Source organism: Nonomuraea sp. bgisy101 (assembly GCF_057708945.1).
In genome coordinates this window covers 46,599-69,208 of record NZ_JBYITD010000018.1, presented here as the reverse complement: position 1 = coordinate 69,208, position 22,610 = coordinate 46,599, and the positions used below count along the sequence as shown (strand labels likewise).

Annotated in this window: 21 protein-coding genes and 1 pseudogene; 11 read left to right on the top strand and 11 right to left on the bottom strand. The window is 68.7% G+C overall.

All coding sequences use genetic code 11. From position 1 onward, the window contains the following. Positions 1-49: 49 nt before the first annotated feature. From AC3EO4_RS30635 to AC3EO4_RS30620, 4 genes are all read right to left on the bottom strand, one after another. On the bottom strand, positions 50-895 hold the full coding sequence (locus AC3EO4_RS30635; protein WP_431898821.1) for an alpha/beta hydrolase: 846 nt from the start codon (positions 893-895) through the stop codon (positions 50-52). 281 nt (positions 896-1,176) lie between these two features. Then, positions 1,177-2,181, bottom strand: coding sequence for a bile acid:sodium symporter family protein (locus AC3EO4_RS30630; protein WP_431898820.1), 1,005 nt, complete (start codon positions 2,179-2,181; stop codon positions 1,177-1,179). Next, positions 2,178-2,750 carry an HD domain-containing protein gene (locus AC3EO4_RS30625; RefSeq protein ID WP_431898819.1) on the bottom strand — a complete coding sequence of 191 codons (573 nt, stop codon included), beginning with the start codon at positions 2,748-2,750 and terminating at the stop codon, positions 2,178-2,180. Before AC3EO4_RS30625 ends, AC3EO4_RS30630 begins: the two co-directional genes overlap by 4 nt. Positions 2,751-2,764: 14 nt before the next feature. After that, the gene (locus AC3EO4_RS30620; protein ID WP_431898818.1) at positions 2,765-3,487 is read right to left on the bottom strand and encodes a class II aldolase/adducin family protein; all 723 of its coding nucleotides are present in this window, start codon (positions 3,485-3,487) and stop codon (positions 2,765-2,767) included. Between the two features lie 97 nt (positions 3,488-3,584). On the opposite strand from AC3EO4_RS30620, the gene AC3EO4_RS30615 reads away from it, so the two are divergent. Together AC3EO4_RS30615 and AC3EO4_RS30610 are read left to right on the top strand one after the other, a co-directional pair. Further along, entirely contained in the window at positions 3,585-4,190 is a 606-nt protein-coding gene (locus AC3EO4_RS30615) for a TetR/AcrR family transcriptional regulator (RefSeq protein WP_431898817.1), read from the top strand. A gap of 877 nt (positions 4,191-5,067) precedes the next feature. Beyond that, the gene (locus tag AC3EO4_RS30610; protein ID WP_431898816.1) at positions 5,068-6,033 is read left to right on the top strand and encodes a LuxR C-terminal-related transcriptional regulator; all 966 of its coding nucleotides are present in this window, start codon (positions 5,068-5,070) and stop codon (positions 6,031-6,033) included. 7 nt (positions 6,034-6,040) lie between these two features. Here AC3EO4_RS30610 and AC3EO4_RS30605 read toward each other — a convergent pair whose 3' ends face one another. After that, a complete protein-coding gene (locus AC3EO4_RS30605) occupies positions 6,041-6,571 on the bottom strand; it encodes a flavin reductase family protein (protein ID WP_379577229.1) in 531 nt (176 codons plus the stop codon). A gap of 91 nt (positions 6,572-6,662) precedes the next feature. After that, positions 6,663-6,800, bottom strand: coding sequence for a hypothetical protein (locus tag AC3EO4_RS30600; protein WP_431898815.1), 138 nt, complete (start codon positions 6,798-6,800; stop codon positions 6,663-6,665). 564 nt (positions 6,801-7,364) lie between these two features. Between AC3EO4_RS30600 and AC3EO4_RS30595 the strand changes: the two genes are divergently transcribed. Genes AC3EO4_RS30595 through AC3EO4_RS30570 form a run of 6 tightly spaced genes read left to right on the top strand, consistent with a single transcriptional unit; the run spans position 7,365 to position 13,346 of the window. Next, positions 7,365-8,606: an MFS transporter gene (locus tag AC3EO4_RS30595; RefSeq protein ID WP_431898814.1), complete on the top strand. Its 1,242-nt coding sequence runs from the start codon at positions 7,365-7,367 to the stop codon at positions 8,604-8,606. Further along, a complete protein-coding gene (locus AC3EO4_RS30590; protein ID WP_379577234.1) occupies positions 8,603-9,394 on the top strand; it encodes a multinuclear nonheme iron-dependent oxidase in 792 nt (263 codons plus the stop codon). Before AC3EO4_RS30595 ends, AC3EO4_RS30590 begins: the two co-directional genes overlap by 4 nt. Then, positions 9,391-9,921: a hypothetical protein gene (locus tag AC3EO4_RS30585; protein WP_431898813.1), complete on the top strand. Its 531-nt coding sequence runs from the start codon at positions 9,391-9,393 to the stop codon at positions 9,919-9,921. The genes AC3EO4_RS30590 and AC3EO4_RS30585 overlap by 4 nt, the downstream gene beginning before the upstream one ends. A 10-nt stretch (positions 9,922-9,931) precedes the next feature. Then, entirely contained in the window at positions 9,932-10,738 is an 807-nt protein-coding gene (locus AC3EO4_RS30580) for an SRPBCC family protein (RefSeq protein WP_431898812.1), read from the top strand. Then, positions 10,735-11,922: a hypothetical protein gene (locus tag AC3EO4_RS30575; RefSeq protein WP_431898811.1), complete on the top strand. Its 1,188-nt coding sequence runs from the start codon at positions 10,735-10,737 to the stop codon at positions 11,920-11,922. The genes AC3EO4_RS30580 and AC3EO4_RS30575 overlap by 4 nt, the downstream gene beginning before the upstream one ends. Beyond that, a complete protein-coding gene (locus tag AC3EO4_RS30570) occupies positions 11,919-13,346 on the top strand; it encodes an alpha/beta hydrolase family protein (protein WP_431898810.1) in 1,428 nt (475 codons plus the stop codon). The genes AC3EO4_RS30575 and AC3EO4_RS30570 overlap by 4 nt, the downstream gene beginning before the upstream one ends. A gap of 305 nt (positions 13,347-13,651) precedes the next feature. Here AC3EO4_RS30570 and AC3EO4_RS30565 read toward each other — a convergent pair whose 3' ends face one another. The 5 genes from AC3EO4_RS30565 to AC3EO4_RS30545 all read right to left on the bottom strand — a co-directional run bounded on the left by AC3EO4_RS30565 (position 13,652) and on the right by AC3EO4_RS30545 (position 20,087). Further along, complete coding sequence (locus AC3EO4_RS30565) at positions 13,652-16,540, bottom strand: AfsR/SARP family transcriptional regulator (protein ID WP_431898809.1); 2,889 nt, start codon at positions 16,538-16,540, stop codon at positions 13,652-13,654. Positions 16,541-17,184: 644 nt separating this feature from the next. Continuing rightward, entirely contained in the window at positions 17,185-18,021 is an 837-nt protein-coding gene (locus AC3EO4_RS30560) for a serine/threonine protein kinase (protein WP_431898808.1), read from the bottom strand. Positions 18,022-18,118: 97 nt separating this feature from the next. After that, positions 18,119-18,352: a hypothetical protein gene (locus AC3EO4_RS30555; RefSeq protein WP_379577247.1), complete on the bottom strand. Its 234-nt coding sequence runs from the start codon at positions 18,350-18,352 to the stop codon at positions 18,119-18,121. A gap of 32 nt (positions 18,353-18,384) precedes the next feature. Next, positions 18,385-19,074 carry a response regulator gene (locus tag AC3EO4_RS30550; RefSeq protein ID WP_431898807.1) on the bottom strand — a complete coding sequence of 230 codons (690 nt, stop codon included), beginning with the start codon at positions 19,072-19,074 and terminating at the stop codon, positions 18,385-18,387. Further along, the gene (locus AC3EO4_RS30545; protein WP_379577250.1) at positions 19,071-20,087 is read right to left on the bottom strand and encodes a sensor histidine kinase; all 1,017 of its coding nucleotides are present in this window, start codon (positions 20,085-20,087) and stop codon (positions 19,071-19,073) included. Before AC3EO4_RS30545 ends, AC3EO4_RS30550 begins: the two co-directional genes overlap by 4 nt. A 179-nt stretch (positions 20,088-20,266) precedes the next feature. Between AC3EO4_RS30545 and AC3EO4_RS30540 the strand changes: the two genes are divergently transcribed. The 3 genes and pseudogenes from AC3EO4_RS30540 to AC3EO4_RS30530 all read left to right on the top strand — a co-directional run. Further along, positions 20,267-21,106: a CPBP family intramembrane glutamic endopeptidase gene (locus AC3EO4_RS30540; RefSeq protein ID WP_431898806.1), complete on the top strand. Its 840-nt coding sequence runs from the start codon at positions 20,267-20,269 to the stop codon at positions 21,104-21,106. Then, the gene (locus tag AC3EO4_RS30535) at positions 21,103-21,471 is read left to right on the top strand and encodes a hypothetical protein (protein WP_431898805.1); all 369 of its coding nucleotides are present in this window, start codon (positions 21,103-21,105) and stop codon (positions 21,469-21,471) included. The genes AC3EO4_RS30540 and AC3EO4_RS30535 overlap by 4 nt, the downstream gene beginning before the upstream one ends. A gap of 45 nt (positions 21,472-21,516) precedes the next feature. Further along, positions 21,517-22,234 (top strand): annotated as a pseudogene (locus AC3EO4_RS30530) (ISAzo13 family transposase); the annotation flags it as partial. Positions 22,235-22,610 lie beyond the last annotated feature (376 nt).

The following is a 22,610-nucleotide window of genomic DNA, read 5'->3' as shown; positions in this document are numbered from 1 at the left end:
ACCGACCTGTCCCAGGCGTCCTTGGCATCTCGGCCCAGCACATTCTGAATCAGGCGAGACCGGCGAGGATCTTCGCGACCTCGGCCGATCTAAGGACGAACCCGGCATGGCTCGACTCGACGCTGTGCACGTCGAACGGATTGTCCGGAGTCAGGGCGTCGGCTTCGGCGATCATCCGGTCCTGGAAGACCACCGGGGTCGTGCGGTCCTTGGTCAGCCGGATGTAGCTGCGCGGGATCGTGCCCCAGGTCGCCGCGTCCACCCGTGCGTCGGCGGTGAGCACCGCCATCGACGAGTCGGGCTGCAGGGTGTTGAGAAAGACGCGAAACTCATCGTCCGTGGCGTCGGCCATGAACAGGTGCTTGGCGTCGGCGAGGAAGTCGGCGTCCGCCGTACGCCAGTTGACGCGGACCGCGCCGAGCGCGACCGGGTCACCGACTGGCGGCACGGCCACGGTCATCTGCTCGCTGAACTCCGGCGTCTGCACGTAGGCCGCCAGGCTCGGGAGCTCCACGCAGCACCAAGCCGAGATGTAGACGATCCGGCCGATCAGCTCGGGCACCATGTTGCCGACGCCGCTGATCGTGAGGCCGCCGAGGCTGGCGCCCACCAGGATTACCGGACCGTGCTCAGCCACCCGCCGTACGATGTCGACGACGTGGTTCACGTTGTCGGCGAGCGTGACCGACGCGAGCGTGGAGGGCTCGGTAGCCAGCGCGTCCAGGTCCTGGGGCGCCTGGTAGGAGGCGGGGTACTGCGCGCCGAAACCGTGGCCGGGCAGGTCCACGGCGAGCGTGCGGTGCCCGAGCAGCGCGAGCTCGCGCATCAGCGGCGTCCACAGGAAAGAGTTGCTTCCCGAGCCATGGACGAAGACGAAGGTCGAGTGTTCGGACATGCTGATCTTCCCTCTGAAAGGTCATGCTGGGAAAGGAACGGCGGCACGGCCGCGAAGCGCGTCGCGGAGCCGTGTCAGAGATAGATCACGAAGAATATACGGCCACCCTGTCCGCGGGGCGTGGGTCGTGTGCGGGGCAGACTTGAGCAAGCAGGGACGACGCCCGGGTGAACACCGGGCAGGGGAGTCGAGTATCGACGAGGTGGAGGTCGGGCGCAGGGGCGCCGGCCGCATCCGGTTGGCCTTCGAGGTGGACGACTCGGCCGCCGTCACAGGTGAGCTCACCGGCGCGGGCGCCACGCTGATCGCCGAGCCGACCCGCACGCCGGGGAACTCGCTGAGCTCCCACCTGGAGGGTCCCGTCGGACTCCGACTGACGCTCTTCGAAGAGCTCTCCTAGCGTTTACGGCAAGCGGCCCGGCCCGCCGTCCGCCGGACCCGCCGCCACGGCGTGCGAGCAATCGGTAGCAGACCAGCGCCGGCACGTACATCACCACCCCGTAGATCGCGGCCGGGATCACGATGTCCGGATCGGGCAGCAGGGTGACCGCGACGGCGAGGGCGATCGTGACGTTGTGCAGCCCGATCTCGAACGCCGATGCGACGGCCTCGGCGTGACCGATCCGCGCCAGCCGCGGCGCCCAGTAGCCGAGGGCCAGGCCGGCCACGCTGAGCAGGAGCGCCACCGGGCCGACCGTGACGAAGTGGCCGAGCAGCATCCGGTGGTTGGCCGCCAGCGCGACCACGACGAACACCACCAGGAGGACGGCCGAGGCCACCTTCACCGGCCGCTTCATGAGCTCGGCGAAGCCGGGAGCGCGACGCCGTAGCGCCATTCCGATCGCCACAGGCACCAGCACGAACGCGAAGACCTGCAGCGTCTCACCCGGCTGGAGGCCCAGGCTCGGATGTCCGCCCAGGAAGTGGCCGACGGCGAGGTTGACGACGAGCGGCATGGTGACGACGGCCAGGACCGAGTTGATCGCGGTCAGGGTGACGTTCAGCGCGACGTTCCCGCCGGCCAGATGGCTGAACAGGTTGGCGACCGTACCGCCCGGCGAGGCGGCCAGCAGCATCATGCCGACCGCCAGTGCCGGGGCCAGGTCGAAGGCGACGACAAGGGCGAAGCAGAGCGCCGGAAGGACCAGCACCTGGACGGCGAGTGCGACGGCCACCGCCCTCGGCGCCTCGACCACCCTCAGGAAGTCCCGCGGCGTGAGCGTCAGGCCGAGCCCGAACATCACCACCGCGATCGGCAGCAGCGTGGTCAGGACCTGCGCGCTCATCCCGACCCCAGATAGAGGCTGCGTCTGGGCTGATTCATCAGCTCGCGCACGAGCGGGGCGAAGTGCTCGAGAGGCAGCGTGTCGTAGCCGGGGTCGAAGGAGGTCTGGTCGAACTCATGGCAGAACTCCACGGTGTGCTCGAAGTGCTCGTGCCCTCTGAACCTCTCCCGCAACTCGGGGTCGAGGCCGAGGTGGTGGAAGAAGTAGCGGCCCTGGAAGACGTCGTGGTTGGCGACCATCCAGTGGTTGCGCTCGCTGACGAACGGCTTGAGCACGGCCGCGGTGACGTCGGCGTGGTTGAACGAGCCGAGCGTGTCGCCGATGTCATGGATCAGCGCGCAGAGCACGTATTCGTCGTCCTTGCCGGCGCGCTGGGCGCGGGTGGCGGCCTGGAGGCAGTGGGTCAGCCGGTCTACGGCGAAGCCGCCGTGGTCGCCGGAGAGCAAGCGCAGGTGGGCCAGGATCCGCTCGGGCAGGCCCGCCATGTGCTCGATCGTCTCGCTCACGATGATCTCGTAGTCAGCGGCGGTCGAGTCGGTCATCGCGTGGAAGCTCGCTCGCGCGTTCATTCCTGGGTCCTCCATCAGTCGAAGAGGTCTGGGTCGGTGGCCTGGATCTGGTCCCACAGCGGCTGGAACTGGAACCACCCGGCCATCGGGGTGCCGAGTTGCTCGCGCACGTCCAGTGCTGTCGCCCTGTCGATGTGCTTCGGCGTCCCGGCCGCCATCGCCAGCAGTTGCGCCTGACAGGAACGTTCCAAGGTGACGAACCACCAGGCGGCCTCGGCCACCGACCGCCCGACGGTGAGCAGGCCGTGGTTCTGCAGTATGGCCGCCTTGGCCGCGCCCAGGGCCACCGCGATGCGCTTGCCCTCTTCGAGGTCGTCGGCCACCCCGCCGTACTCGGCGTAGAGGTGGTGGTCCTCGAAGAACGCGCAGGCGTCCTGGGTGATCGGATCGAGCTGTACGCCGAGGCCGGCGAAGGCCTTGCCGTACAGGGAGTGCGCGTGGGCGGCCGCCATGACGTCGGGGCGTGCGGCGTGCACCTGGGAGTGGATGGCGAAGGCGGCCCTGTTCACCGGGCCGTCGCCGGCCAGCACGGTGCCCTCGTGGTTCACCAGGATCAGGTCGGAGACCTTGATCCTCGAGAAGCTCATCCCGAACGGGTTGACCCAGAAGGTCGACGGGTTCTCGGGGTCGCGGGCGGTGATGTGGCCCGCGACGCCTTCGGAGAAGCCGAAACTGCCGAAGATCCGGAAGGCGGCGGCGAGCTCGCGCTTGCGCTGAAGTCTTTCGTCGTTGCTCATACGTTCCCCTTCAAACGGATACATCTATGTATCGGATACGTTCCTGTATCATTTACGCAGAGGCGCGAGCCTGTCAACAGCGAAGAGGGAGTGACGAGTGCCGCGAGGACCGACAAAACGCCGCCCGCAGACCAGGGCCAGGCTGCTCGAAGCGGCTTTCACCGCGTTCGCTGAGCGTGGGTTCCAGAGCACCTCGATCGAGGACATCTGCACCCAGGCGGGCTTCACCCGAGGGGCCTTCTACTCGAACTTCGCGAGTAAGGACGAGCTCTTCCTCGCCCTGTTCGACCTGCAGGGGCAGCGCGTGCTCGACCGGTTGCGCCGGATCGATCCGCCGAGCGGCGACGACGCCTTCACCCGCGTGGTCGAGGCCGCCGTGGAGACCTCAGAGGACGAGCGGCGCTGGCACCTGGTGTCGGCGGAGTTCAACCTGTACGCCATCCGCCACTCCGACGCCGCCCGAGCGCTGGCCGCGCACGAGGCGCGGGTGCGTGAGGCGCTGGCGGGCCTGCTGGGCGAACTGTTCGCCGCCGTCGGCGTCACGGCGACGGTGCCGCTCGACGAGCTCGCCCGCCTGGTCATCGCGGTGATCGACGGGGCCAGGGCGCAGAGTTACGTCGAGCCCGACGTGTTGCCTGCGGGGCGGCTCGAGCGGCTGTTCCTCCCGCTGATCATGAACGCGGTCACCGTGCCCACACGCTGAGAACGTGGCGGGGCCGGCCTCGCGCCAGCCCTGTCTTCCGCACGTGAGTGATCGTCAGCGGAGGTCTCGAGGATCGATATCGAGGAGAGTCAGGAGACGGAGTTGGAGGTCGGTCCCATCGCCGCAGGTCGTCGCGAGCGCGGTCGGGTTGCTTGGCCCTGGTGGTGGCTGCGGCCTGGGCCCGGGCCGAGGAGTGCACGAATGCGCGCCGCAGCCGCACGATGGGGTCCTTCTAGCGGGGACCGGCCAGCGTCATGTCGTCCTCGATCACTTGGTCGGCGGATTTGTCCGCATCGTGCTGGGCGACATAGTCGACTGCGGTGGCGGTGCCGACCGGTAGGGAGCGCAACGTCCGGCGGTCATGGTGCTCCCCCTTCCGTCCTCGGGCCCTCACCTATGCAGACCACCGCCTCGCCGGAAAAGAATCGCTCGCGCGAAATAGGCGACATCTCCCGGCAGCACGACTCTTCAGCCACGCCCCGATCGGCACCGTCAAGGGTGCCGACGGTTCGCTTGGATCGGTCCGGAGCGATGACGCCGCACGTGACCGGGCGGCGAACGAGAAGTGAGCGCCGTGCCGCACCGTATCGGGGTGACGGCGGACGCCGCTGCGGTCCGAGTGATCGTCCGCCGCCATGTGAACCCGACACGGGCAAAGGAGATCCGTATGAACGCACGCCTGAGAGTCACTGGCGTCTCGGCGGCTGGAGCGGCGCCGCTGAGCGGGCTGCCGGCGCACGCCGATCCCGACTGCCCCTTCCCCATGACTGCGAGAAGAAGAACCACAGCAAGTACCTGAGCCGGGGCTGGCAACAGGTTGCGACTTTCGGATGAGGGCGCGGCGACGTCGCCCGACATGAGCGGAGGTTAGGCCGTATTGTTTGAAGTCATCGGGCTCAACGCCACCAGCGAAGTGATCTACCGGACGATTTGTGAGCGTCCGGCCTGGGGAGTGGCCCAGTTGGCCAACCATCTCGGCCTGCCCGAGACTCGGGTAAGGGCCGACCTCGATCACTTGGCGGAGCTGCATCTGGTCACATGCAAGTCGGAGGCTGGGCCGATCAAGGTCATCGACCCCGGCATAGCGCTGCGCTCGCTCCTTCTTCAACGCGAGACGGATCTGATCAACCGGCAGCGTGAGCTCGACGCCGCCAGGGCGGCGATCAACACCTTGGCCAGCGAGCTGTCCCACAAGGAGGTTGGCGAGTCCGAGCGTCTCGACAGTCTTGTGGCGGTCAGGGCCCGGCTGCGGGAGCTCGCAGCGTCCGTGCGCGAGAGTTGCTGGTCCCTGCTTCCCGGCGGGCCGCAGAGCTCGGACGCGCTGGAATCCAGCCGCCCGCTCGACAAGGGCGCCCTTGATCGAGGGATAAGCCTGCGGACCATTTACCAGAGCAGCTGCCGCAACGACACTGCCACGCGCGCCTACGTGGAGTGGCTGGCCTCGCGCGGTGGCGAGAACAGGACGTTGCCGACGTTGCCCCTGCCGCTCGTCATCGTCGATGAGAAGGTGGCCCTCGTGCCGATCGACGTCAAGGAGAGCCGGCGCGGCGCTATGTCGCTGAGCAGCCCTGGCGCGGTCGCGGTGGCTCGGGTGCTGTTCGAGCTGCTGTGGGACACGGCCACACCGTGGGGCGAGCACAGGCTCGACGCCGATGGGCTGACGACGCAGGAGCGCGAGCTGTTACGGCTGCTGTCCAACGGGATGACGGACGAGGCGGCGGGGCGGGCACTGGGCATCTCGCTGCGCTCGGTGCGCCGGCTTGCCGCCGGCCTCATGGTCAAGCTGAACGCCCGCAGCCGCTTTGAGGCCGGGGTTCGCGCGACCCAGAACAAGTGGCTGTGACGGTGGCTCACCCCGCCGGTCCCGGATCGAGAGGTGCCATCGTCTGATACCGGCGGCCGCCGTAGAGCAGAGGCCGCAGGTCGTTCTGCTCGCCGTCCAGGGTGACGCCGATGACGAGCAAGTGATCCCCCACGGCGATCCTGTCGTGCGTCGCGCACGACAGCCATCCGCGAGTGCCGAGGATGACCGGATCGCCGTTGGCCAGGCGCCGGGCGAGCGTGGGCGGGGAGAACCGGTCGGTGACGGACGACGCGAAGGTCCGCGCCAGCCGCTCCTGCCCTGCGGCCAGGAAGTTGACGGCGAAGCTCGGGGCCGCAGCAAGCGCCTTGCTCGACGCGCTGCCCTCCCGTACGGCGACTGCCGCGAGGGGCGGGTCGAGGGAGAGGGAGGTGAACGACGTCGCGGTGAATCCGTGCGGCCGCCCGCCGTGCTGGAAGCTCACGATCACCACGCCGGCCGGATGATCCCGCAGCAAGCGACGGTAGCGCTCGCCGTCCATCCACACCACCCCGGGCCGGACGGAGTACGCATGGGTCATGAGGGCTCCTTCAGTCGAGGGTCCACGGTGACAGCATCGGGCAGTGCTCGAATACCCGGTTGCATACGGTGACGGCAGCCGTACGTGCCCCTCACCAATCCGGATGGGACAGGTACATCGCGATGCCGAGCACGCTGCCGCCGACATTGACGGAGACGTGCCCGAGGAGGTCGTCGGCGCGGGAGTGCGCCCAGAACGCGTCCGTCATCTGCTGAATCGGAGGCGTCATGGGATGCACGCCCTCAGATGTCAGATTGATCAGCACTAAATGCACGCCGGCACCATCCCCAGGAAAATCCGTCGGTGAACCGCGAGCAGGGCGCGATGAGTTCGTGCGCGTAGTGGAAGGGCATTTCCTTCACCTCGTGATGGTTGTCGCGGATCTTTCGCGTGAACACTACACGTTGTGTCGAGTGAATCGCCGCACCGGTAGTGGCAGGAATGGTCCTGGCAGCTCAGTGCCGTGTTCCTGGCAGCATGTTGCCCGCAGGTTGATGCCAGTCGAAAGATGGTGACTCGGCGCAACGTCCATGGCAATGTCTTCCCTGTCGGAAGTCGGGTCCGCCGGAACGCAAGAGCACGTGCCGGGCGCCCGGCGACAACCAATGGAGGTAATCGCCATGGACGCCGTCATCATCACCGAGGAAGTCGTCGAGGACGAGTTCAACGTCGTCATCTGCATGAGGCACTACTGAATCGGTAAAGGCTCGCCGTACCGGTTGAGGTGATGCCCGGGCCGCACCGCGGCCCGGGCTTTCCTTTCCCCTTATCTTGCGCACCCGGAGGAAAATCGATGCTGCGCGCCTTTCCGCCGTACATCGCTTTCGGCTCGGCGGCGCTGACGATTTCGGTGGTTGGCGACGAGCTGCTGCACTACGTCTTTCTCGTGCAAGCCGTAAACGGAGATCATCCGCTTTCCATCGGGTTGCTCGGCTTTCTCATCGCCCTGCCGCCATCGTTCGGGGGCCTCGTCGGCGGCTGGCTGGACCGCCACCGCGCGCGTAACCACCACGTCCTGCTCGGCTCCTTCGCCGGCTCCGCCGCCTGCTGCTTTGCCCTGTGGGCGTCATGGACGTCGGAGTACGCGGCGATCGCAGCCTATGTCGCCGCATTCGCTCTGGGTGTGCTGGGCCTGGCGATCGCCGTCATCTGGCAGGCACGCGTGTCCCAACTCGTGCCGCCGGGCAGACCAGCGCTCGTCGCCCGGGTATTGAGCTGGACGAGCACGCTGATGAGCGCCGGCCTCGCGGTCGGACCCGTCCTGGCGAGCATCCTCGTCGGGGCATGGGGTCACCGTACTCTGATCCTCTTCGATGCCCTCAGCTTCGGTGCAGGGCTCGCCCTCATGATCCCGATCGCCTGGCGGCTGAAGGCGACCGCAGGAGAGAGCCCGAGCCAGAGGCCCGCGCGCCTATCGCGGTCCATGGGGCTGGGCATGGTGCTTCGCGCGCCCTTGATCCGATCACCGGCGCTGGCCCTGGCGATCATGAACTTTCTCGCTGTCGCTGTCCTCTTCGCCATCCCGCTCCTGGTGGTCGAACGCGGCCTGCCGCTCGACCGCATCGCCTGGGCCGGTTCGGCAGGCATCGCCGCCACACTCGTGGGCTCGATCCTGGGGACGTACGCCCGCCATGGGCGCCGGCTCCTGGTTTCCGTCGTCCTGGAGCCGGCCCTGCGATCCGTCGGTTTGGTGATCTTGGCGCTGTCCCAGACGACGTCCGGCCTTCTGGCGGGGATCGTGCTCTTCTACCTCCCCCAAGGGATGGCCCGAATTGCGCGCATGTCCTACCTGGAGGCCAGTTTCGAGCCGGAGACCAAGGCCACGGCTGTCGGCGCGTACCGCATGCTCATCCGCGGCCTGATGCCGGTCGGCCCGCTGATCATGGCGCCCGTCGTTGCCGTGGCGGGGGCCAGGCCCTTCCTGCTGGCCGGCGTGCTGCTGTTGGTGACGCTGAGCCTCTGGCTGCTGAGTGACGGCGCGTTGCGTCGGACCGCGCGCAGATACGTCCTGTCGATGTCCAAGGAGCAGAAGTGATCATCGGTGTCAACGTCACCTCGCCACGAGGATTCGACCACGCGGAGGCCTACTGGGCCGAGGGATTGGTCGACTACTTCGAGCTGATGCTCGACAACTTCCTGAGAGTGGATCCCGATCTGCTCGCGCGCAAGATGGACGGTCGGCCCACGGGGATCCACATCATGTCGTCACGGTTCTTGCACCGCACCCAGGACGAACTATCCGAGCTGGCCGGCAGGATGCGCCGCGTTCTCGCGGCCATCCAACCCGTCTACGTATCCGACCACCTCGGCTTGCACATGGTCGACAGCCAGTTCTTGCCCGACATGGTGGAGGTTGACTACGACCGGCCCCGGCCGCTCATCACCGCGATCGAGCAGTGGCGCGACCTCATCGGGTACGACCTCCTGCTGGAGAACTTCCCGTCATGCTCCTCGTCGGGCAAGGGGCAAGCCGCCTTCTTCGCTGAAATGGCGCGCGCCATCGAAGTCCGGCCCCTCCTCGACCTGTCGAACGCGATCGTCGCCGAGCGCAACGGCGGTGACGCCGCTGCGGAATGGCTGACCGCCGGCATGGAGATCGCCCACTGCCACATCAGCGGATACCGCCCGTCCGACCTGGATCCCTCATTCATCATCGACTCCCACGACCAGCCCGTCTCCGTGGAGTCGTGGCTGCTGCTGGAGCGGGCGTGGACCGAGGGCGGGCGCATCGCGACGCTGACCGTGGAGCGAGACCGCGTGGAGGACCTGGACGAGTGGCGCTCGGACCTGCGACGGGCGCGCGGCGTGGCGGCCACGGCATGAGCGCGCAGGCCACATTCCCCACCCCCGGCCGGATCACGGCGTTGCAGGACTCGCGAGAGCGTGTCCTGGCGCTCTCAGCCCTGCGCATACTCCGGCACGAGCTGTACGGCGCATGCCCCAACATCAGGGCCGCGCTAGCCGACCAGTTGGAGCCTTCGACGGACGCCTTCATCGATGACGCGGTCGCGGGCGGGCACCCCATGGACTGGACCCTTCACCTGGAGTACGGCCTGCGCCTCGACCTGCCGGCCCGCGCCTGCCGGACGGAGATATGCGTCGCTGCCGCCCGGCGCTGGGTCCGTCTCGATGACTCCGACGCCGACTGGATCGCGGTCGCCGAAGGCGACGTGGTGGCCCTCGGCGTCCGGACGCAGTCACCCATCACTGGCCCCAGGATCATCCGAGGCCGGTTGCCCGGTGGCGGCACGACGGGATTCCGCCATCAGACCGGTACCGGCTCACCGGCCATCCGACCGGAAGGCTGGCATGCCTACCAGACGACCACCTGCCGAACAAAACAACCCTGAGGAGGCTCACATGGCGAATCTGCACCCATGGCCGCGCACAGAGAACACCATCGACTTCATCCAACACATTCGGGTGGCCCCAGAGGTCATCTGGCGCGAGCTCACCACCGAGGAGGGGCTGACACGGTGGCTCGGCCTGACCAGCGCGAGCATGCCGCTGGAGGAGGGCGCGCCGTTCCACCTGACCTGGGAGGCTCGCGGCAAGGTCAGCGGCGAGAAGTTCCTCCGCTTCACCGGCACGGTCCGCAAAGTGATCCCCAACCGTCTGCTGGCCCTCGACTGGATCCTCCCCTTCGGGGGAGACGTCACGCACCTGTCCCTGCAGGTCCAACCCTCGTTCTCGATGTTCGGGGTGGACGTCGGGCCGGAATGCGACCTGTGGCTCATCCACTCCGGATTTCCCACACAGGGCGTCGGGTTCTTCGAGTTCGACGGTCACTCGCGTCACTGGCGGCAAGGCGTCGGCGACCTGGCCGCCCACCTCGAGGAGCGCCCGGGCAAGCCGACTCCGTACGCGCTAGCGGGACTGCAGTTCGTCGGCGGCGCACCCGACCTGGGGCTGCTGGTCTACGACGTCATCCAGGGCTCGCCCGCTGAGCAGGCCGGCATTCGTCCCAACGACATCATCAGGTCCGTCGAGGGGATGGCGTTGCACTCCCTCGACGACTTCCACGACTGGATCGACGAGCGCAAGCCAGGCGAGAGCGGCGAGTTCGAGCTGGCCGACCGCACGGTGAAGGTGACGGTCGAGAGCGTCGAGGACGCTCGCAACCGGTTGCTGATCAAGCAGGGGGACCAGTGGACGCTCAGACGGTGAGCGCCCCGGACGCCGTCGGCACGATCGTCGAGGCACCGCCGCCAGCGGTCGTCCACAGGGTCTGGGAGACGATGATCACCCTTCGCGAGAGCGAGCGCGGCCCCCTGCACGTCCGGCACGCGCCGCTCCTCGCCTCCGGAGATCTCCGCGGCGGTGTCCCGATGTCGTCCATCCTGATGCCCTCGGGGCTGCGGGCGTCGCTCGTACGGTCCCTCAGGCTCGCGGACGCTGACGTCGGGCTGCGCCCCGAGGAAGCACGCGGCGGGACGAGCACGGGGCTTTCGACCCTGCGAGCCGACATCGCCGCCTTCGACGACCTGGCCCTGTCGAGACAGGCGGAGGTGCTCGCCTGCCTCAACTGCCTGACGGAGCAGGCGGTCGCCGTCTCTCTTGTCCGTCAGTTGAGGTCCGACCATCTGCTGACCGTTCCTGGATGCCGAGTCCTGTACGAGGTGGGAAGAGTCCTTCTCCGCATGTACAACCCGCAGGCGCGCCAGGTCTTCGAGCGTATCGCTGACCTGAGCGAAGAACCCATGCTGCGAGTCCTGGCCCGCGTCCAGCTCGGCGCGATGGCCGTACGTCTGCAGGGAGACATGGACAGCGCGACCGCACACGTGAGCGCCACGTGGAGCGAATACGCGGAGGCGGAGGCCTGCTTCGACGGCTTCCTGCGCCTTCTGCTGCAGAGCCGCGCCTCCCGCCTCACCGCGCTGGTCGCGATGCGCGTAGGAGACACGGACGGCCAGTCGGCCGCCATGGAACGCTCGCTGGAGACGGCCCTGGAGCTGGAACGGATCAGCCGGAGGCGCTCCCGGTACAACCGGCTCGTCAGCGCCGAGAACATGAAGATCGTCGCGGAGTCGCACCTCAAAGCCGCCGGCGGTGTCGGCGACACCTCGGGGGTGGTGAGGTGGGCGACGACGATGCTGTCCATCGACCCGGACGACCCCGGCACGTGGCGCGACATCACGACGAACGCGGCGCGATGCGGGCTGATCACCGAAGCGGCGATCGCAACGGTCGGCATGACCTTCGTCGGAGGCACGGGCACGGTGGGCTCGGTCGAGAGAATCGTGGCCACGACGGACCGGCCTGGCTCCTCGGAGGAACTGCGCCACGAGCTGGCGGCCGCGATCGCCGGCTTGGCCGCGGCCGCCCACGCGCCCACGGCCAGGTGTCCATGATCCTGTCCCTGGGACAGCGCGCACCCAACGCCGCGTCCTCGCTCGGTCCCGACTTCGACCGGGCCCGGGTGGGGGCGCTCTCGGGCGCGGAACGCTGCCTGACGGTCTTCCAGGGACGGTTGTTCGCCGTCGGAGACCGTCACTCCGGCCGTTGGCTCTACGAGCACACGCCCGGCGGATGGCGGCGACACACGCGGGCCGGCAGCTGGCTCCATCACCTCGAGGGCGGCGCCTCGCTGCAGGCATGGGACGGCGATCCCATCTCGGGGAACGTCCTGTCGGGGTCCGCCTATGACGGCCAAAGCTGGACGGCCTCGGCTGTGGCCGCGCAACCTCGGCCGCCGCTGATCCTCCACCCGGACGCGCCGTTCGCCTACCGTGCGCGGCGCTCCTATCCCGGGATGAGTGTCTGCGAGGTCAGCGACACCAAGAGCGACGAGGTCATCGGGAGATGGCGGGCCCCGACCATGGGAGACCCGGCGTGGGAGGACGAGACGCTCTGGCTCCTGTACGAGGCCTGGCCGCGACAGGAGGTGGTGGGCTGGTCCCTCCGCTCTCGCGAGGTCACTGAACGACTGCCCCTTCCCGAGGGGGCCCTCTCGAACCTGACCGTGTCTCCGGGGCGGGCCGTCGCCGTGTGGAGCGACGCGTACACCCCCTCGTCTGTCGTCACAGCGGACAGCGTGCCGAAGCTCGTCGCGGAGCTGAACCGCCACTGCCCGTGCCCGGCCGACCAGCCGTACACCGCGCGCACCGCCTTCGTCGAAGATGCCTGCGCGATCGTGCACACGCCGCTGGGCAGCCCGACCGGCAGAATCGTGATGCTGCACGGCGGGCCGCACTCCTCGGTGTGGCCCGTCTATTCGCCGCTCGTCGCCTTCCTCTGCCGCCTCGGTTGGGAGGTCGTCGCGGTCAATCCGCGCAGCAGTTCCCTGGGGTCCAGGTTCTTGCCGAACTCGTGCCGTCACGGCGTCGACGACGCGCTTGATGTGGTGAACCTGGTGGACTCCGCCGACGACGGACTCCCCGTGGTGCTGGCCGGTTGGAGCTATGGTGCGTATCTGGCGGGAAGGGCGGTGTCCGCGGGTGGCCAGTACGCGGGCCTGGTCTCGCTGTCGGGTTTCCTGAGCCCGAAGAGCTTGGAGGCGTCGTCGCACCAGGCGGTCAAGGCGTTCCGTGAGGCACTCCCGCTTCCTGAACCGCGTCAGGAGCGTCTCGCACGCATCCCGCTGCTTGCCATCCACGGGCGAGCCGACGACCGCATCCCCATATCGCAGATCGTCGCCGACGCAGGCGATCACCCCGCTTACACGCTGGTTGAACTGGCAGGCGAAGGACACGGGATCATCACCGATACCGGGGCCGCGCTTGCCTACGCGAGCCTGGCGGACTGGCTCACGACAGTCGGCGGGAACCCGAGGTGACAGGCGCGCTCGATCGGACCGAGACCCTGTCGATCCACGGTGCTCTGGACCGGCGGATCCCGTTCGGCACCATGGTCGCCCGCGCTGAGCGCCGATGTGGATCCCGCCCCGGCCCGAACGACAGCGGACAGCGCCACCATCACCCCACAGGGTGATGGCCTGTTCCCCGCAGTCGCCCCTGGCGGCGGTGGCCTGCCGGCCTCACAGCGTCCTTTCGCGGATGTATTCGCGGTCCAGCTGGACGGCCACCGCCGGTGGCCGTCCAATCGGGACCGTCGTTCGCCCGCCGTCGCCCGGGAGTAAGCTCACGCGTCGGTGAGGGCGAACCGTTGGATGTCCTCGATCCGGCTTCCGCGCGTGAAGCCCGCCGTGTAGGCCTCCTCACCGAGGACGGCCCGCGTCCGTTGCTCGGCGGCGGTGTGCAGGTCGTGGAAGGGCCGCAGCGCGGTCAGTGAGACGCCGGTGACCTGCCGCAGCCGGTGCGCGACGCCCAGCAGCTCGGCCGCCTGGTGGTGGTGCCCGGCCGCCGCGGTGGACCAGGCGAGTGCCTCCATGGCCCAGGTGGGGCCCCAGCAGTCGTCGATGTCGTACTGCCTGCGCAGCGCCTCGCGGAACAACCCGGCCGACCTGCCGACGTCGCCGTGCCGGAGCTCGGCCAGGCCGAGCGTCCACAGAGCCCACGAGTAGGCCCATCCGGCGCCGTTGGTCTCCGCCTCAGCCACATACTCGCCGGTGGCGGTGCGGGCCTGCTCGACGTCGCCGAGAACGGCGCAGCTCATCGCCCACATCATGGTGGCCATGTGGGCGTCGCCGTACCTGCCTGCGTGATGGAAGGCGGCCCTGGCCCGCGCCAGCGTCGGGATGGCGTGCGGGTCGCTGTGCACCAGCAGCGCGTGGCTGCCCTCGACGTAGGCTGTGATCGCTGACACGGCCGGATCCGCCGCGTGCCGCTCGACGGCGGGCATGTAGGCCTCGGCCGTCGAACGGTCACCCTGGACCAGCGCGCTCCACGCCAGCAGAGCGGCGGCGCTGGCGCGGTAGGAGGGCGGGTGCGGGGGAACCGCGTCATAGGCCCGTTTCAGCCAGTGCCGCCCCTCACCGATGATCTTCGCGAAGAACCAGACGCGTGTCCTGGTGAGGTTGACGGCGATGTCAAGCCCGTGGACGGCTTCGCCAGGATCGGCGAGCGAGAAGTTCAGCGCCTCCTGGAAGTTCGGCAGCTCACGCCGGAGCCTGGACAGCCATTCGATCTCCTGCTCGCCGCACCAGCGGTCCGCGGCCTCGGCGGCCATCCACTGGTAGTGATCGCGGTGGCGGCGGCGCAGCGGCTCCTCCATGCCGGCCTCGGCAAGCCGCTGCCTGCCGTACTGGCGCAGGGTCTCCAGCAGCCGGTAGCGGGTGCGGCGCCCATGGGCGCGCGCCAGCAGCACCGACTTGTGCACCAGCCCGGCCAGCAGGTCCCAGACGTCCGTCCGAGCGATGCCGGTACCGCTGCACACGGCTTCTGCCGCCTCCAGATCGAACCCGCCGGCGAAGACCGAAAGCCGCTCCCACAGCAGGCGTTCGGGCTCGGTGCACAGCCCGTAGCTCCATTCGATCACGTCGTTGAGCGTCTGGTGGTAGGGGGGTGTGGTCATGGCGGGCGTGGCCAGGAACCTGAACCTGTCGCCGAGGCGCTCCAGGATCTCGTCGACGGACAGTGTGCCCAGCCGTACGGCGGCCAGCTCGATCGCCAGCGGGATGCCGTCCAGCCGCCTGCACAGCTGCGCGACGCGCTCCCCGTTGTCCCTCGTGACGGCGAACTCGGGCGCCGCTGCGGCAGCGCGGTCGACCAGCAGCGCGACGGCGTCGTAATCGGTCAGCGGCCGGAGAGCGTCTCCCTCGGCGGCGGGCGCACGGGGAAGGCCGGTGGGCGTCGGGGAGAGATCGGAGGCGGGTGCGGGAGGAAGGGCGAGCGAGGGGACCAGCAGGACGTGCTCACAGGCCAGGCTCAACCGATGGCGGCTGGTCGTCAGCACCCTCAACCCCGGACAGGCTTTCAGCAGCACGTCCACCAGCGCCGCCACCGCCGTCACCACGTGCTCGCAGTTGTCCAGCACCAGCAGCAGCCGCTTATCCCGCAGAAACTCGGTCAGGATGTCGGTGGGACGGCGCGTCGACTGGTCGCGCATCCCGAGCGCCTGCGCCACAAACCGATCCAGCAGCCGCGGCTCCGACAGCGCGGCCAGATCGGCCAGCCAGACCCCGTCCGGAAACTCGCCGGACAGCTCGGCCCCCGCCCGCAGCGCCAGCCTGGTCTTGCCCACGCCGCCCACGCCGGTCAGCGTGATCAGCCGCTTGGTCGCGAGCAGCCTGCCGACCTCGGTCAGCTGCCGCTTCCGGCCGACGAACGTGGTCACCTCAGCAGGCAGGTTGCCGCGCGCCCGCGGGCGGCTCGGGCAGACCGTCGCGAGGTCGCCTGCGAGCAGCTGCCGGTGCAGCTCGCGCAGCTCAGCGCCCGGATCCACGCCGAGCTCCGCAGCCAGCAGCCGCCTGATCGTGTGGTAGCAGCGCAAACTCTCGCTCTGCCGTCCCGACCGGTACAGAGCCAGCATGCGCTGGGCCCAGAACCGCTCGCGCAGGGAGTGGGCAGCGGTCAGCTCGTGCAGTTCGGTCAGCAGACTCTGGTGCAGGCCGAGTGCGAGATCCGTCTCGATCCGCAACTCCAGCGCGTCCAGTCGCCGCTCGTTCAGCGCGGGGGCGACGTCGCGGCACAGGACGGCCGAGCTGATGTCCGCAAGCGCCTCTCCCCGCCACAGCCGCAGCGCCTCCCGCAGCAGTGTGGCGGCATGGTCGGCCTCATCGGCGGTGGCGGCGATCCTGGCGCGCCGTACCAGGACGTCGAATCTGAGCAGATCCAGCGCCTCGGGGTCGACGTCGATCACATACCCCAGAGGACGCGTCACCAGGGGGCACTCCTTGCCCGCGCCGAGCAGGCGGCGCAGGCGCAGCACGTAGTTCTGCAGCGTGTTGCGGGCGCCGTCGGGCGGCCTCGCGCCCCACAGGCGGTCGATCAGCGTGTCGACGGTGACGACGTCGTTGGCGTCGACGAGCAGGGCGGCGAGCAAGGTCCTGAGCTTGGCCGCGGGGACGGCCAGAGGAAGACCATCGCGCACCACCTCGACGGGCCCCAGAATCCGGAACTCGAACGGCACAACGCATTGTAATCACAAGGATGCTTAGCGTGTTGATCGAGATGGCGGTCCCGGAGCCCGTGCGGTCACTCGTCAGGGTCTGGGTGTTCTTGGGGTAGAGGACCTGTGACACGCTGGTCCCGTCCACCAGGGGTCCGTGCTGCTCGACGCCGACGATGAAGGTGCACACGACGCGCACCTGGTGCCAGTGCCTCCAGGTGTCGGGTGGGCACATCGAGCTGGATCACCGGACACGGACTGGCATCCCTGGTCGCCACCGGCCCCCTACCCCGTCAGTCGCTAGCCCATGGCGTGCCGCCGCTGACCGCTCGGTTCATCAGCGCAGGCGACAATCCCGCACAATGCCGCCGGTCAGTCGAAGGCGGCTGGCGCCCCTGACCTCTGATCGCCGCTTCGAGTTCGCCAACGGACATCTCGCCCCGATGACAACGCCGGCGAAGAACACTCCGAGGCCCGATATGAGGCTAACGTTGCCTGATGCGGCACTGGCTCTCATCGGATCGAGGTTAGGCGGGAAATGGCCCGTTGCCGCAGTCGGGCAAGTTTGGTATCGGCGCATAGTTATCACCGCCCGAGACGTGCGTGGCAGGGGCCCAGCCCCACGTTCCGTTGTCGCCCATGGTTCGCAGCCAGTATTTATCGAGCTATGAACCCCGAGCGGGTTTCCGCATGAGGATTTTCGCCACCTTGACGTTGGCAAATGAACCAGGAGAGTCCAGCGCCGAACCCGGGCTGAGGACTCCCAGCGGGTGACTCAGTGCTCGGATCGGTGAAAATGACGGTAGGCCGAAAGACATTGCACAGCATCGTCCGCTGGCGCAGGTCAGGGACATGTGGATCGACGACGACGCGGGTGGCACGCCTGCAGCCGGTGAGGGGCGGTGTTGGTGCCCGCTGACCGGGGGTTGGATCGACGGTCCTGGTCTCGGTCGGCTGCTCGAACGGCATGACGTCGGTCGACTCGGGCCCCGGCGTCTTGGCCCACGGCACCGCCACCTTGGCCTGGCCCTGCTGCGTGCCCAGCGGCGCCCGGTCACCCTCGGGCCGTCCGCGCCGAGGATCACGTTGTGCGGAGTGAGGCCCCTGTGGGTCACCCCCGCCAGATGCGCGGAGGTGAGCGCGGTGAGCACACCGACGGCGACGCGCTCCAGCGCGTCGTCGGTGAGCGGACCGTCGGCCTCGACGGTCTCGGCGAGGCTGCGGCCCTCGACGTGCTCGCGCACGACGTACGGCGTGCCGTCCTCGACGCCCACGTCGAACACGCGGGCCACATAGGAGCTGGAGACGCGCTTGACGCTGCGCAGCCGATCCAGGGTCTCGCTGTCATCCGCGGACTCATCCGTCAGCGGTTTGATGGCGCGCAGTTCTCCATCATCGGAGTCGCGCCCCAAGTAGACCGCGCCGCGCGGGCCCACGCCAAGGCGTCCGACGATGGCGTGGTCCCCGAAGCGCTCAGGGTCTCCTGGCGACAAGGCGTCCATGACCCACCTTTCCATGACAAATCATGATCGGAGCACATTCAATAACCACATGACTTTCGCGACACAAGCCGAACGCGGTCGACCGGCGGCAGCTGTTTCAATATTCCTGGCCGCGAATTCTCCGACGGCGTATCAAAGCGCGGGCCATCAACACGGCTGCAACGGCACCTGGACCACAATGCACCAGGAGAACGCCGGCCAGGCTGGGGCCACCCCAATCATTTCGGTATGTCGTTGAATCGAACATATCGATGACGAACGGTTCGGCGAGGGCGCGGGCGATCAGATAGGCGCCGACGATGAAGCCAAGAACCCGAAGAATCTTGCGCATGAAGCACCTTTCCACATCATGATCCATTCATTTCAGCGCTCGGCGTCGCCGGCCCAGAAACGTTCACGGTCGGCGAGGAGTCCGCGGTCCCAGGCCCACACGGCGATGCCGACCCGGTTGGCAACGCCGAGCTTGCCGGTGATGTTCGTCAGGTGCGTCTTGACGGTGCCGAGCGAGATGACCAGCTCGGCGGCGATGTCGGTGTTCGACAGCCCGCGTGCGACCAGCCCAGCGATCTCTGTTTCGCGCGGCGACAGCGGAGAGGCGTCCGATGCCGCGGCTGCGACCGGCGATCGGGCCGCGAACTGATCGAGCAGCCGGACCGTGATCGCCGGGCTCACCAGTGCCTCACCGGCTACAGCGGCTCGGATCGCCTCGGTGATCATCGCCTGACCGGACCGCTTGAGCAGGAACCCGCACGCCCCGGCCCGCAAGGCGGCATGCACGTACTCGTCGTCGTCGAAAGTGGTGACGATGACGACTCGGATGGGCTCGGCGACCGTGGCCCCGGCGAGCAGCCGGGTGACCTCCAGCCCGTTGCGGCGGGGCATCCGAATGTCGACCAGCGCGACGTCGGGCCGCAGCGCACGGCACATCATCACGGCTTGCACCCCGTCCGCAGCCTCTCCGACGACCCTCATCCCCGAACTCGCGTCCACGATCCGGCGCAGTCCACGGCGCACCCGATCCTGGTCGTCAGCGACGACCACTCGTATGGTCACGCTTCCTCCCGCGCGGGCAACTGCGCCTGGACTCGCCATCCCGGCCCGTGCCGTCCGGCCTGCACCGTGCCGCCCAGGGCCTCCACCCGGGCTGTGATCGCGAGCAGGCCCGATCCCCCGGTGGCGCGGCACATCGCCGCCGTGCCGCCGTCGTCGGTCACCCGGACCTGCACAGCTTCGGCCGCGTACCGCAGGCCGACCTGCACCGTCCGGGCACCGGCCGCGTGCCGGCGGACGTTGGTCAGCGCCTCGTCGACCACTCGGTACACAGTGTCCCCGACCTCGTCGCCGATCGACCCGCGCAGTGCGGCCGGGGAGACTTCGAAGGTGCGCCGTACGGTAACCCGCCCGGTCGCCTCGAACCGGTCTAGCAGTTCGTCGAGTTCGTCGACGTGCGCGACCCGGGCCGGGAATCCGTTCGCCGAGCGGAGCATGGCCACCGTCCGGTCCATGGAGGTGAGCGCCGACAATCCGGCGCGCTCGATCCGGTCGAGCGTCTCGGGTCCGATGGTCTCCCCTTCCGCGCGGCTGGCCTGGGCCTCCAGGACCATGCCGGTGAGGTCCTGGGCGATGACGTCGTGCAGCTCCCCGGCCAGCGCGATCCGCTCACCGCGCCGGATCTCGGCCTCGCGGCGCACCCGGCTTGCATCCCGAGCGCGGCGCAGCGCGCCCCACCCCGTCGCGCCCGCAGCTGCAAGCACGGACGCGATCTCGAAGAACGCCCACTCGGTCCCGCTCGCGTCGGAGCCGACGAGCATGCGCAGCGGCAGCGCAAGCAGGGCAGCCGGTCCGAGCACACCGCCGAGTACTGCCCGCTCCCGGGGTGCGCGGCGCACGACGGAGGCGGTCAGCATGAGCAGAATCACCCCTTCCACCAGCGGCCAGGCCCCCCACAGACCCTGAACGGGACCCGCACCGCTCACCACGACCACGGACGAGGCGGCCACCGAGGCCAGCATGAGTGCGGACGCCCAGGACTGTGCTTGCTGCCGCTGTGCGGCCATCTCGGACATGCCGGCGAGGCTAGTGCAGCACGGCGTCGCCGCACCCTCATCCGAAAGTCGGAAAGCGCCCTACCAAAGTCGGAAAGCGCCCGACCACGGCCCCGGATCCGTCCTTCGGCCGATACCGGCTTTACCCGCCGCTGGCCCACCCTTCCTGACGACCGAATCCCTTCAGGACAGGAGCTGTCATGACCCTCGCCGCGCCCCATCCGCCCTCCCGAGCGCGCGCACTGCTTACCCGCCATCCGCTCATCGCGTTCTTCGGACTGTGTTTCGTCCCTGTGTGGGCCTATGAGCTGGTGGGCATCTTGGTCTTCGACCTGCCCGTAGCCCCCTGGATGTTCGTGACACCCTTCCTCGGGCCGACCCTCGCCGCGGTCCTGGTCACCTGGGCCGGACGGGGTCGCGCGGGAGTACGCGCGCTGTTCGGCGAGGTAGTGCGATGGCGGGTGCCCGGCCGCTGGTACCTGGCGGTCTGTCTCGGTCTCCCGGTGATCCTGATGGCCTGTGTCCTGCCGCTGCCCGGGGCATGGCAGCACGCCGGACCGGTCGGCAGCGAGGTACTCCCGTGGCTGCTCGGCTTCGGGATCGTGCTTGTGCTGGGCGGCCCGCTGGGCGAGGAACCCGGGTGGCGATGCTTCGCCCATCAGCACCTGCAGCAGCGGTTCGGACCGGTTCGGGGAGCGCTGCTGCTGGGCCTGCTCTGGGGCCTGTGGCACGCGCCGCTGTCGTTGATCGAGGGCTACAACCACGCCGGTGCCGACTTGATCGGCATGGCCGTGCCGTTCGCGGCGTTCCTGATCTTCACCATCGCCATCAGCATCCCATTGGCCTGGCTGGCCAACCACACCCGCAGCGGTGTGCTGGCCATCCTCGCCCACACCTTCCTCAACGCCTCACTGCTGCCGGTGTTCTTCCCCGGCGTCGACAACTCGTTGAGCTATCTGGTGGTGCAGGACGTTGTGTTCGGCGCACTGGCCGTCGCCCTCATCGTGACGACGCGAGGTCGGCTCGGGCGCCCGGAGTGAACACCCCAGACGCGGGCACCACGCGCCTCTCCGACCACCAGCCGCCGAAGATCGACAACTCGGTGAATCTGCCGATCGACACCAAGTCCGGGCTGCCGATCGGTAGCGGCCTCGGCCCCGGGGACGGCGTCAGCATCGGCACGGGGCCGCGCGCTGGTGCCGAGCGGGGCAGCTTGAGCCGGTCGGGCGACCTTACGGCTGACCTCCTGGGCTCGCAGGGGACGGCCGGCATGCCGATAATGCCCATGACCGGCATGGGCGGACAGGAGGAGCGGCAGAAGGATCACTCGACTTGGCTGGTCGAAGAAGAGGACGTGTGGGGCAGCGCCGACCACACCGTCGCTCACACCCTCGGCGAGACTTAGGGATTGCAGACGATCAAGGATGGCTCTCGTTGCTGTGGTACGGGCATGGCGGCCGGGACTGTGACCATGCTGGGCAGCGACGTTCGAGGCGGTCTTTCCCCATCTGGATGAGCGGCAGCGGCGGTTGCTGATGGGGGCTGAAGCCCGCGCGCTGGGGCATGGCGGGATCCGCGCGGTGGCTCGTGCTGCCGAAGTTCGTGAGGCCATGGTAGCCACCGGGGTGAATGAGCTGGAGTCGGGGCCCGAGCCGCTGGGCTGGATTCGCCGCCCCGGTGGGGGACGTAAGCGGGTGGCCGACGTCAATCCCGGACTGCGGCCGGCGCTGCCGGCTCTGGTGGAGCCGGACACCCGTGGCGATCCGATGTCGCCGTTGCGGTGGACGACCATCTCGACTCGCAAGCTCGCAGTGGAGCTCACCCGCCAAGGGCGCAAGGTGAGCGCCGATACCGTCGGGGATTTACCGCGCTTGGAGGGATTCAGCCTGCAGGGCAACGCCAAGACGTTGGAGGGCCGTCGGCACCCGGATCGAGACGCCCAGTTCCGATACATCAACGAACAGGTCAAGCAGCACCAGGCGGCCGGGGATCCCATGGTGAGCGTCGATACCAAGAAGAAGGAGCTCATCGGCGCGTTCAAGAACGCCGGCCGGGAGTGGCGCCCTGCGGGTCAGCCGGTCGCGGTCGCCACCCATGACTCCCCGACCCGCACCTGGGCAGGGGCTATCCCGTACGGCATCTACGACGAGCTGGCCGGCCAGTGCGGCGATGATCCGCCAGCCGTGGCCCCAGGTCTGCGCTCACTCGGGCTCGCTGGAGCAGGCGATCAGGCGACGGCCGTCCGCGGTCGTCGTCCACTCATTCCCGGCCTCGGCGATGAAGCCGTGGGCCTCCAGCCGTCAGGTCAGGGTTCCGGCCATGCGGGCGATGGCGGACGCGAAGCCGGGGTTGGTGCTGGATCGCCGGGCGCTGACCAACTGACGGCCCAACTCTTCTGTGTGCAACCGGCCGTGGTCGCAGATGAGGCGCAAGGCCTCCTTCTGAGCCGCGGTCGGGTATCCGTCTGACATGTCGATCCCTGCTTTCAGCCGCTGCGGCCGCCGCCGTCGGAGGCGCCGACGGTGACCAGCGGCTAACCCGGTA